Source organism: Burkholderia sp. 22PA0106 (assembly GCF_047497155.1).
In the GTDB taxonomy this organism is placed as follows: domain Bacteria; phylum Pseudomonadota; class Gammaproteobacteria; order Burkholderiales; family Burkholderiaceae; genus Burkholderia.
This window is the reverse complement of the sequence record NZ_CP163163.1, coordinates 1,753,490-1,766,329: the sequence shown is the minus strand read 5'-3', so window position 1 is coordinate 1,766,329 and position 12,840 is coordinate 1,753,490. Positions and strand designations below refer to the sequence as shown.

Here is a 12,840-nt window from a genome sequence, read left to right as displayed (position 1 = left end):
TGGCCGTCATGCTTGCCTCGTCCTGCCGGGCGCGGCGGCGTGGCGCCTGCGCCGTTGCTCGCCGCGCCGCGCCGCGGCGTCGACCTGGGTTTTGATCTGCGAGTGTTGCGCGTCGGCGTCGGCATGCAGCAGGCTCGCGAGTTGGGAAATCGTCGGGTACTGGAACAGATCGATGATCGACACGGGCCTCGACGTCAGGCTCGCCAGGCGCTGATGCACGCGCACCAGCAGCAGCGAGTGGCCGCCGAGTTCGAAGAAGTTGTCGTGGATGCCCACGCGGTCGAGCTTCAACACCTCGGACCAGATCGCGCTCAGGGTTTTTTCGACCTCGGTGCTCGGGGCCACGTACTCCGATTCGGCTCGCAACGCGTCCGGTGTCGGCAGCGCGCGGCGGTCGAGCTTGCCGTTCGGGGTTTGCGGCAGCGCGTCGAGCCACATCAGTTGCGACGGGACCATGTAGTCGGGCAGCGTGAGCGACAGGGCTTGTCTCAGGGCTTGCGTGCCGGTGGGCGCGTGGCCTTCGGCCGCAACGACGTAGCCCACGAGGCGCTTGTGGCCCGGCTGATCCTCGCGGACCATCGCCGCCGCGTCGCGCACTTCAGGGAGGCTGCGCAGCGTGGCTTCGATTTCACCCAACTCGATGCGGAAGCCGCGCAGCTTCACTTGTTGGTCGATCCGGCCGAGGTATTCGAGTTCGCCATGTGGCAGCCAGCGCACCAGATCCCCGGTGCGATACATGCGGCTGCCGGGTTCGCCGTACGGATTCGGCACGAAGCGTTCGGCTGTGAGGTCAGGACGATCACGGTAGCCGCGTGATACGCCCGCACCGGCGAGGAACAATTCGCCCGCCACCCCGATCGGTACGAGTTCCAGTGCTTCATCGAGGATGTGCGCCTGCGTGTTCGCTACCGGACGGCCGATATCGATGCGGATGCCGTGATCGCTAGGAAACACGCGCGAGATCGTCGAATACATCGTGGTTTCGGTCGGGCCGTAGAGATTCACGACCGATGCGACCGATTGGAGAAGTTCTTCGGCCAAATCGCGCGGCAGGGCTTCGCCGGTGCTGATCAGCAGGAAATCCTTGGCCGGTGTCCAGCCGAAATCCATCAACATCCGCCACGTCGATGGTGTGGCTTGCATCGCCGTGATTTCACGGGATTCGAGCGCGTGAGACAGCTTCGACGGATCGAGCGCGGTTTCTCTCGACGCGATTACCACGCAGGCACCGCTGAACAAAGGCAGACACAGCTCCAGCGCGGCGATATCGAACGACAGCGTCGATACGCTCAACAACTTGTCTTGCGCTTCCAGCTTCAGATCGCGCTGCAAGGACATGAGGATGTTCAGCATCCCATGCTGGGTGACTTGGACACCCTTCGGCCGGCCTGTCGAACCCGACGTGTACAGGATGTAGGCGATCTGATCGCCGTCGGGCCGTGCATCGCGCCGGAAATCGCTATTGCCGGCCGGCCATTCGCTCAGGTCCAAACGTTTTGCGTGGTCGGCCAGCAAACCCTCGTTCGTCAGCACCAACGCCGGTTGCGCGTCGTCCAGCATCATCGCCAGCCGCTCGGCCGGGAACGCCGGGTCCAGCGGCAAATAACCGCCGCCGGCCTTCATGACACCGAGCAACGCTGCCAACAGATCGATACCGCGATGCATGCAGATGCCGACCATCACATCGGGGCCGACGCCGCGTGTCACCAAATGATCCGCCAGCCGATTCGCACGCGCGTTCAACTGCGCATAGGTCAGCGCCTCGTCATCGAAGCGCACCGCGACCGCTTCGGGAGTTCGCGCCACCTGCGCCTCGAACATCCCCTGCACGCTTTGCGCACGCTCGCACGTCATCGCCGTATCGTTCCAGCCCAGCATGACTTGCCGGCGTTCCGCCTCCGGCAGCATCTTCAGTTGCACCATCGGCTGGCCGCTATCGGCCACCATGCCGTCGAGCAGCGCCGTGAAATACCCGAGATACCGCTCCACGCTCGCGCGTTCGAACAGCGACGTCGCGAACGTCAAACTCCCAGCGATAAGGTCGTCGTACTCGCCCAGCTCCAGCGTCACGTCGAACTGCGCCGGGACGGCCGCGGGCGCCATCCCCCGCAGCGTCACCGTGCCGAGATCGAGATCGGCCCGCGCCGTGTTCTGCCAGACCAGCATCGACTGGAACAGCGGCGCATGCGCCATCGAGCGCGACGGATTGACCGCCTCGATCACCTGATCGAACGGCACGTCCTGATGGCTTTGCGCCGCCAGCGTCGTGTCGTGCACACGCTTGAGCAGTTCGCTCACGGCCGGGCGGCCCGACAGATCGATACGCAACGCCAGCGTATTGACGAAGAACCCGATCAGCGGCTCGACTTCCGAGCGCATCCGGTTCGCCACCGGCGTGCCGATCACCACGTCGTCCTGCCCCGACAGGCGGCCCGCCAGTGCGGCCCACGCGGCCAGCACCACGTTGAACACCGTCGTGCCCTGCTGCCGGGCCAATGCCTTGATGCCCGCGCTCAGTGCGGCATCGAAGCGAATCTCGACGCTCTGCCCCGCGTAATCCTGCACAGCGGGCCGGGCGTGATCGAGCGGCAACGCGGTCAGTTCCGGCGCGCCTTGCAACGTCGTCTTCCAGTAAGCCAGTTGCCGTTGCAGCACGTCGCCCGCGAGCCAGTGGCGCTGCCACGCCGCGTAATCGCCGTACTGGATCGCCAGCGGCGTCAGCGGATCGTCACGCCCCTCGCTGAACGCCCGATACAGCGCGCCGAACTCGCGAATCAGCACGCCCATCGACCAGCCGTCGCTGACGACGTGATGCATCGTCACCAGCAGCACATGCTCGCGCTCGCCGAGCTTCAGCAGCCGGCCGCGCACCAGCGGCCCCGCCGACAGATCGAACGGCGCGCCGGCGTCGTCCCGCGCATGACGCAGCACCTCGTGTTCCGCGTCGGCCAGCCCGCTCAAGTCGTGCACCGACAGCGCGAACGAGGTGGGCGAGTCGATGCGCTGCACCGGCTCGCCCTCCACCAGCACGAAGCGGGTGCGCAGCACCTCATGACGCGCGACGATGCGGTTCAATGCCAGCCGCAACGCCTCGACATCGAGCTCACCGCTCAAGCGCACGCCCACCGGAATGTGATACGCGGCGCTGGCGCGCGGGTCGAGCTGGTCGAGGAACCACAGCCGCTGCTGCGCGAACGACAGCGGCGCGGCGTCGCCGGCTTCGCGCCCGCCGATCGGCGGCAGCGCGCTCGTGCCCGCGTGCTCCACCACCCGCGCGAACCGTTCCAGCACCGGATGCGCGAACAGCTCGGCCAGCGCCACTTCCACGTTCAGGCGGCTGCGGATTGCCGATACAAGCTGCACGGCCAGCAACGAGTGCCCGCCCAGATCGAAGAAATTGTCGTGCACGCCCACCCGCCCGACCTTCAGCACCGCCGACCAGATCTCGGCGAGCGCCTGCTCGGTGGGCGTGCGCGGCGCGACATGATCCGCCCCGCCGTGCAATTCGCCCGGCGCAGGCAGCGCGCGGCGGTCGAGCTTGCCGTTCGGCGTGAGCGGCAGCGCATCGAGCCGCATCAGTTGCGACGGCACCATGTAGTCGGGCAGCGTCGCGGCCAGCGTGTGCCGCAGCGCCGGCAGGTCCGCCGCGGCGTGGCCGTCGGCCGTCACCACGTAGCCCACCAGGCGCCGGTGGCCGGGCTGATCCTCGCGCACGATCACCGCCGCGTCGCGCACGGCAGGCTGCGCGCGCAGCGCCGCTTCGATCTCGCCCAATTCGATGCGGAAGCCGCGCAGCTTCACCTGATGATCGATCCGGCCCAGATATTCCAGCTCGCCGTTCGCGAGCCGGCGCACCCGATCGCCGGTGCGATACATGCGGCCGCCCGCCGCGCCATGCGGATCGGGCACGAAGCGCTCGGCCGTCAGGTCCGGCCGGCCGCGATAGCCGCGCGCCACGCCGTCGCCCGCGATGAACAACTCGCCGGCCACGCCGGGAGGCAGCCTCCGCCCGTCGGCATCGAGCACGTGCAGCCGCACGTTGGCCAGCGCCCGGCCGATCGACGGATCGCGTGCGGCGTCGGCCGCGATCCGCTGCACCGACGCGCACACCGTGCCCTCGGTCGGGCCGTACGCGTTGAAGAAGCGGCGCCCGTTGGCCCAGCGCGCCGCCAGCGCCTGCGTGCAGGCCTCGCCCGCGGTGACCAGCGTATGCACCGACGGCAAGGCATCGGCGTCCATCGAGGCGAGCACGGCCGGCGGCAGCGTGGCGATCTGCACGCCCAGGCGGGCGATGGTCGCCTCCAGCGGGCCGCGCGGCATCAGCCGCTCGCGCGGCGCCAGACACAGCGTCGCGCCGGCCGTCAGCGCCATGAAGATGTCGGTGACCGAGGTGTCGAAACTGAAGCGCGCGAACAGCAGCGCGCGCTCGCCCGGCTTCGCGCCGAACAGCGGCGTTTGCGCATGGATCAGGTTCACCAGGCCGCCGTGCGCGAGCTGCACGCCCTTCGGCAGCCCGGTGGAGCCGGAGGTGTAAATGCAGTAGGCCAACTGGGCCGGGTGCGTGGGCCGTTGCAGATTGCCGTCGGGCCAGCCGGATACATCGATGGCGTGCGGGCCGTTCAGCGCGAGCGCGCCGTCGGGCAGCCGCTCGAGCAGCGCGTGATCGGCGAGCACCAGCCGCGGTGCGCAGTCGCGCAGCATCTGGCGCAGCCGTTCGTCGGGCAATTGCGTATCGAGCGGCACGTAGGCGCCGCCGGCCTTCAGCACGCCGAGGATCGCCACCAGCATGTCGATGCCGTGCGGCAGGCACAGCGCCACCGGCACCTCCGGGCCGACGCCGCGCGACACCAGCTCGCGGGCCAGCCGGTTGGCGCGCGCATTGAGCGCGGCGTAGCTCAGGGCCGTCTCGTCGAAGATCACCGCCAGCGCATCGGGCGTGCTCGCCGCCTGCGCCTCGAACATGCCGTGCGCGCTCTGCGACGGGTCGCGCGCCTCGGCCGGATCGTTGCCGTCCTGGGCCAGGGCTTGCCGCTCGGCGGCCGTCAGCATGTCGAGTTGCCGCACCGGCCGGTTCGCGTCGGCCACCAGCGCGTCGAGCAGCGTCGTGAAGTAGCCGAGGTAGCGCTCGACGCTCGCGCGCTCGTAGAGCGCGGTGGCGAACGTCAGGCTGCCGGCGATGCCGTCGCCGGTTTCGCTGAGTTCCAGCGTCACGTCGAACTGCGCCTGGTCGCGCTCGGGGGCCATGCCCCGCAGCGTCACGTCGCCGAGATCGAGGTCGGCCTGGGCCTGGCTCTGCCAGACCAGCATCGACTGGAACAGCGGCGCGTGCGCCATCGAGCGCGACGGGTTGGCGGCCTCGATCACCTGTTCGAACGGCAGGTCCTGGTTCGCCTGGGCCGCGAGCGTCGCCGCGTGCACGCGGGTCACCAGTTCGCCCGCGCCGAGGTGGCCCGACAGGTCGATGCGCAGCGCCAGCGTGTTGACGAAGAAGCCGATCAGCGGCTCGACCTCGGTGCGCGTGCGGTTCGCCACCGGCGTGCCGATCACCACGTCGTCCTGCCCCGACAGGCGGCCGGCCAGCAGCGCCCACGCGGCCAGCACCACGTTGAACACCGTGGTGCCGCGCTGCTGCGCGAACGCCTTGATGCGGCCGCCGAGCGCGGCGTCGATCCGCACGCCGAGGCTCTCGCCCGCGTAGTCCTGCGCCGCCGGGCGCGCGTGGTCGGGCGGCAAGGTGCTCAGTTCCGGCGCGCCCTGGAGCGTGGCTTTCCAGTAGGCAAGCTGCTGTTGCAGCACCTCGCCCGCGAGCCAGCGGCGCTGCCACACCGCGTAATCCGCGTACTGGATCGGCAGCGGGGCCAGCGGGTCGTCGCGCCCCTCGCGGAACGCGCGATACAGCGCGCCCAGTTCACGCACCAGCACGCTCATCGACCAGCCGTCGCTGACGATGTGATGCATCGTCACGAACAACACATGCTCGCGTTCGCTCAGGCGCAGCAGGCGGCCGCGCACCAGCGGCCCCGCCGAGAAATCGAACGGCTCGCCCGCTTCGGCCTCGGCATGCGCGTGCACGCCGCGTTCCGGGTCGGGCTGCGCGGCCAGATCGTGCAGCGTCAGCGCGAAGCGCGCGTGCGCATCGATGCGCTGCATCGGCACGCCGTCGGTCGCATCGAAGCGGGTGCGCAGCACCGCGTGCCGCGCGACGATCCGGTCCAGCGCGCGGCGCAGCGCCTCGGTATCGAGTGCGCCGCTCAGGCGCACGCTCACCGGAATCCGGTATGCCGCGCTGGCGCGCGGGTCGAGCCGGTCGAGGAACCACAGGCGCTGCTGCGCGAACGACAGCGGCACGGCTTCGCCAGATTCGCGCGGCTCGATCGGCGGCAGGCGGCTCGCGCCGGCCTGTTCGAGCACCTGCGCGAAGCGGCCCAGCGTGGGATGCGCGAACAGTTCCGCCAGCGGCACTTCCACGCCGAGCCGGCTGCGGATCGCCGACGCCAGTTGCACGGCCAGCAGCGAATGGCCGCCCAGTTCGAAGAAATTCTCGTGCAGGCCCACGCGTTCGACCTTCAGCACCTCGGCCCAGATCGCCGCGAGCGTCCGCTCGGCTTGCGTGCCCGGCGCGACGTAGGCCGCGCCGCTCGTCATCTCGCCCGGCGCGGGCAGCGCGCGCCGGTCCACCTTGCCGTTCGGCGTCAGCGGCAGCGCGTCCAGCCAGATCAGTTGCGCCGGCACCATGTAGTCCGGCAAGCTCTTCGCCAGCGCCTCGCGCAGCACGTAAGGCTCGGCCCGCGCGTGGCCGTCGGCCGGCACCGCGTAGCCGACGAGGCGCTTTTCGCCGGCATCGGCCTCGTGCATGAGCACGGCGGCGTCGCGAACCTGCGGCAACGCGCGCAGCGCGGCTTCCACCTCGCCCAGCTCGATGCGGAAGCCGCGGATCTTGACTTGATGGTCGATCCGGCCGAGATATTCCAGATTGCCGTCGGCCAGCCAGCGCACCAGGTCGCCGGTGCGGTACATCCGGCTTCCCGGCTCGCCGTACGGGTTCGGCACGAAGCGCTCGGCTGTCAGGTCCGCTCGGCCGCGATAGCCGCGCGCGAGTCCTGCGCCCGCCACGAACAGTTCACCCGCTACGCCGATAGGAACCGGCTCCAGCGAGGCATCCAGCACGTACGCCTGTGCGTTCGCAACAGGCCTGCCGATCGGCGGCGCTTGCAGCCGCGCGCCTTCTGCTTCGTAGGCCGTCGCGCATACGGTCACTTCAGTCGGTCCGTAAGCGTTGAAGAAGCGCCGTCCTTGCGACCATTGCGCGACCAGTTCTTGCGAGCACGCCTCGCCTGCACTGATCAACGTGTGCAACGTCGGCATCGATTCGGGGGAACTGGCGGCCAGTACCACCGGCGGCAGCGTCGCCACCTGAACGCCCAGGCGTGCGATGGTCGCTTCGAGCGTCAGCCCCGGCATCAGTTGATCGCGGGGCGCCAGGCACAGCGTCGCGCCTGCGCTCAGGGCCATGAAGATTTCCCACGTCGAGGCGTCGAAGCCGAACGCCGCGAATTGCAGCACGCGTTCGCCGGGCTGCACGCCGAACAGCCTCGATTGCGCATGCGCGAGGTTCAGCAAGCCTTCGTGCGGAAGCTGCGCGCCCTTCGGCTGCCCCGTCGAGCCCGACGTGTAGATCACGTAGGCCAGTTGCCGAGGGTGCACGTCCAACCCGAGGCGTTCGGTCGGCTGCGAAGCGATCGCCGCCGCGTGCTCGTCCACCAGCAGGCGGAACAGCATCAAACCGGGCACATGGTCGGATAGCGCCGAGGTCGTGATGAGCAACGGCAGCGCGGCATCCTCGACGATCCACGCCAAACGGTCCGACGGTTGCGACGGATCGAGCGGCGCGTAAGCCCCGCCCGCCTTCAGCACGGCCAGCACCGCCACCACCAACTCGATCGAACGATCCAGGCAGATCGCCACCGGCGTTTCCGGCTGCACGCCCATCGCCTGAAGACGGTGCGCCATTTGGTTGGCACGTGCATCGAGTTGCGCGTAGGTGAGCGCTTCATCGGCAAATATCAAAGCCACGGCATCCGGCGTGCGATCGACCTGCGCCTCGAACAGCGCCTGAACGTTGCGCGCGACGCCGCGATCGGACGCCGTGTCGTTCCATCCGGCCAGCACCTGCGCCCGCTCATCATCGGGCAGCAGCGCGAGCCGGCCGACCGGCGTGTGCGGCGCCTCGACCACCGCGCGCAACAGCACCGCGTAATGCGCGAACAGGCGTTCGATCGTCGTGCGCTCGAACAGATCGGTGTCGTATTCCACCGCGCCCACCAGATCGCCGTCGGCCTCGTGCAGATGCACCGACAGATCGAGCTTCGCCGTCGCGCCGTGGGCATCCAGCATCTCGATCGTCAAGCCCGGCAATGCCAGCGCGGCCGACGGCTCGTTCTGCAGGTTGAACGACACCTGGCAGATCGGGGCATGGCTGGTGGTGCGGCCCGGATTCAGCGCATCGACCACCTGCTCGAACGGCAGATCCTGGAACGCATAGGCCTGCAACGCGTCCGAGCGCACCTGCGCGAGCAGCGCGTCGAACGGCAGCGCCGGTTCGGCGCGCACGCGCAGCGTCAGCGTATTGACGAAGAAGCCGATCAGCGGCTCGATCTCCGCGTGATGACGGTTCGCGCTCGGCAGGCCGATGCATACGTCGTGCTGGCCGGCATGCCGCCCGAGCACCACGCCGAGCGCGGCGGCGAGCGTCATGAACAGGCTTGCGCCCGCGCGCTGGCTGAGGGTCTTCAAATCACGGTTCAGCGCAGCCGGCCAGCGCAGCGGCAGGATCGCGCCGCGCTGCCGTTTCACCGCGGGCCGGGGCCGGTCGGTCGGCAGGGTGAGCAGTTCGGGCGCGCCTTGCAGCGCGTCGCGCCAGTACGCCAGTTGCCGTGCGAGCACGGCTTCGGTCAGCCAGCCGCGCTGCCACGTCGCGTAATCGGCGTACTGGATCGCGAGCGGCGCGAGCGGATCGGCCTGCCCCTGGCTGAAGGCGTGATACAACGCGCTGAACTCGCGCACCAGCACGCTCATCGACCAGCCGTCGCTCGCGATGTGGTGCATCGTCGCCAGCAGCACATGCTCGTGCTCGGCGAGACGCAGCAGCCGACCGCGCACGAGCGGCCCGGCGGCCAGGTCGAACGGCGTATCGCTTTCGTCCGCGAAATGGCGGCGCACCTGCGCCTGCGCGTCGTCCTCGTCGGCCTCGCTGCTCAGGTCGTGCTCCGCCAGCGCGAAATGCGCATGAAGCGCCACGCGCTGCACCGGCTCGCCGTCCACCACTCCGAAGCGCGTGCGCAGCATCTCGTGACGCGCGACGATCCGGTCCAGCGCGCGGCGCAGCGCCTCGGCATCGAGCGCGCCGCTCAGGCGCAGGCCCACCATCACGTGATAGGCCGTGCTCGCGCCCTGCTCCAGCCGGTCGAGGAACCACAGGCGCTGCTGCGAGAACGACAGCGCGGCGGCCTCATCGCGACCGCAATCGCGCGCCACGATCGGCGGCAAGGCGCTGGTGCCCGCCTGCTCGACCGCGTCGGCGAACTGCCCGAGCGTGGGATGCGCGAACAGTTCGGCCAGCGCCACCTCCACGCCGAGCCGGCCGCGCACGCGCGAGGCCAGTTGCACGGCCAGCAGTGAATGCCCGCCCAGTTCGAAGAAGTTTTCGTGCAGGCCCACCCGCTCGACCTTCAGCACCTCGGCCCAGATCTGCGCGAGCGCGCGCTGCGTCGCGGTGCGCGGCGCGGCATAGGCCGCGTCGCTGACGATCGCGTCCGGCGCCGGCAGCGCGCGGCGGTCGAGCTTGCCGTTCGGCGTGACGGGCAGCGCAGCGAGCCACACCACCTGCGCCGGCACCATGTAGTCGGGCAGCGTGCCCGACAGCGCATCCTTGAGCGCCGCCAGCCCCGGCGCGGCGTGCCCGTGCGCCGCCACCGCGTAGGCCACCAGCCGCCGGTCGCCCGGCGCGTCCTCGCGCACCATCGCCACCGCGTCGGCCACCGCATCGAGCGCGCGCAGCGCCGTCTCGATCTCGCCGAGTTCGATCCGGAAACCGCGCAGCTTCACCTGATGATCGATCCGCCCGAGATACTGCAACACGCCCTGGGGCAGCCAGCGCGCGCGGTCGCCGGTGTGATACAGCCGGGCCTGCGGGTCGGTCGAGAACGGATCGGCGACGAAGCGCTCGGCTGTCAGCGCCGGCTGGTTCAGGTAGCCGCGCACGACGCCCGATCCGCCCAGGTACAGGTCGCCCGGCACGCCGATCGGCACCGGCCGCAACCGTGCGTCGAGCACGTAGGCGCGCATGTTGCCGATCGGCTTGCCGATCGGCACGCCGTGCCCTGGCGAGGCTTCCGTGATCTCGTGGCACACCGCGAACGTGGTGGTTTCGGTCGGGCCGTAGGCATTGAGCAGCCGCCGCGGCGGACCGCTCGCGAGCACCCGCGCGATCGCGGCCGGGTCGAGCTGCTCGCCGCCCACCAGCAGGCAGTCGAAGCGCGCGAACGCGCCGCTGTCGTGCGCGGCCAATTGATTGAACAGCGCGGTGGTCAGGAACATCACGTCGGCGCCGTGCCGTTCGAGCGCCTGCAGGAAGCGGCGCGGATCGAGCGCGGTCTGCCTGCCGATGCAGGCGAGGCGCGCGCCCGTCAGCAAGGCGCCCCAGATCTCGAAGGTCGCCGCGTCGAACGCCAGGTTCGACACGTGTGCGACGACATGACCGGCGCGCAGTTCGACGTAATCGGTGTTGACGACCAGGTCGATCACCGAGCCGTGCTCGACCATCACGCCCTTGGGGCGGCCCGTCGAACCCGACGTGTAGATCAGATACGCGAGCGACTGGCGGTGGCCGTCGAGGCCGAGCGGCGTGTCGGGCCTTGCCGCCCACGGCGCATGCGGCGCGTCGAGTTCGATCGTGTGGCCGGCGAAACCGCCTTCTGCCAGGCGGCCCGCCAGCGCGGCTTGCGTGACCACGTGCGCGGCGCCGCTGTCGTCCAGCATCAGCGCGAGCCGTTGCGGCGGATGCGCGGGGTCGAGCGGCACATAGGCCGCGCCGGCCTTGACGATGGCGAGCACGGTGGTGATCGCGTCGATGCCGCGCGGCAGGCACAGGCCCACGCGGCTGCCCTCGGCCACGCCGAGCGCGCGCAGGTGATGCGCGAGCCGGTTCGCGCGCCGGTCGAGCTGGCGATAGGTCAGATGGGTCGGGGCGGCCGGGGCGTCATTGTCATCGCCGTCATCGTCGTACACCACCGCCACCGCGTCGGGCGTGCGATCGGCCTGCGCCTCGAACAGCGCGCCGAGGCCCGCCTGCGGCGTCGCGCGCGCCGTGTCGTTCCATTGCACGAGCAGGCGTTCGCGCTCGGCGGCGGAAAGCAGGTCGATCGCGTCGATGCAGGCCGCGTCGTCGCGCACCATGCCGGCCAGCAGCGTGGCGAGGCGCTCTAGCGTGCGCGCCATGCTCGATGGGTCGAACAGCGCGGTGGCGAACGTCAGCGTGCCGACGATCGCGCCGTGATCCTCGCGCAACTCCAGGTTCGCGTCGAACTGCGCGCGCGCCTGCTCCATCGGCAGGCCGCGCAGCGTCACGTCGCCGAGCGCGAGGCCGTCCGGCTCGGCGTTCTGCCAGTTCAGCACCAACTGGAACAGCGGCGTGTGCGTCATCGAGCGCGGCGGATTGACCGCCTCGATCACCTGATCGAACGGAATGTCCTGATGACGCTGCGCGTCCAGCGTCGCCGCATGCACGCGTTCGAGCAGCGCGCCCACGCTCGGGCGGCCCGACAGGTCGATGCGCATCGCCAGCGTGTTGACGAAGCAGCCGATCAGCGGCTCCACCTCGGTGCGCGTGCGATTCGCCACCGGCGTGCCGATCACCACGTCGTCCTGCCCGGCCAGGCGCCCCACCAGCGCGGCCCAGGCGGCCAGCATCACGTTGAAGACGGTGGTGCCGTGCCGCTGCGCGAGCGCCTTGAGCTGCCCGCTCAAGGGCGCATCGAACCGGACGTCGAGGCTGTGTCCGGTGTAGTCCTGCACGGCGGGCCGGGGGCGATCCAGCGGCAGTTCGGTCAGCGCCGGCGCGTCTTGCAGCGTGGCCCGCCAGTAGTCCTGCTGCGCCCGCAGCGCGTCGCCGGACAGCCAGCGGCGCTGCCACGCGGCGTAATCGGCGTACTGGATCGCCAGCGGCGGCAGCGGATCGTCGAGGCCCGCGGCGAACGCCCGGTACAGCACGCGCAGCTCGCCGATCAGCACGGCGAGCGACCAGTCGTCGCTGACGATGTGGTGCATGGTGGCCAGCAGCACGTGCTCGTGCTCGCCGAGCCGCAGCAGGCTGCCGCGCACCAGCGGGCCGGCCGCCAGGTCGAACGGCGCGCTTGCCTGCTCGCGCGCCAGCCGCAGCGCCTCGGCGTGCGGGTCGGCCAGGCCGGCCAGGTCGCGCTGCACCGGCACGAACGGCGCGTGCGCGGCGATGCGCTGCACCGGCTCGTCGTCCACCAGCTCGAAGCGGGTGCGCAGCACCTCGTGCCGCTCGACGATCCGCGCGAGCGCGCGGCGCAGGGCCTCGGCGTTCAACGCGCCGCTCAGGCGCAGCGCCACGTTGACGTGATAGGCCGCGCCGGCCTGCCGGTCGAGCCGGTCGAGAAACCACAGCCGGCGCTGCGCGAACGACAGCGGCATGCCCGCCTCGCGCGCCACCGGCGTCGGCCGGGCATCGTCGTCGTCGGCCGGCAGGTCGCCCGCTTCGGCGGCCATCAGCGCCAGCAATTCCTGCTTGATCGCGTCCAGAGACAGCTCTTCCATCGC

General features: G+C 70.2%; 1 protein-coding gene. It reads right to left on the bottom strand.

Features of this window, described 5'->3' with window-relative positions; genetic code table 11:
- Nucleotides 1–6 precede the first annotated feature (6 nt).
- On the bottom strand, nucleotides 7–12,837 hold the full coding sequence (locus tag AB4850_RS22620; protein WP_414445212.1) for an amino acid adenylation domain-containing protein: 12,831 nt from the start codon (nucleotides 12,835–12,837) through the stop codon (nucleotides 7–9).
- Nucleotides 12,838–12,840 lie beyond the last annotated feature (3 nt).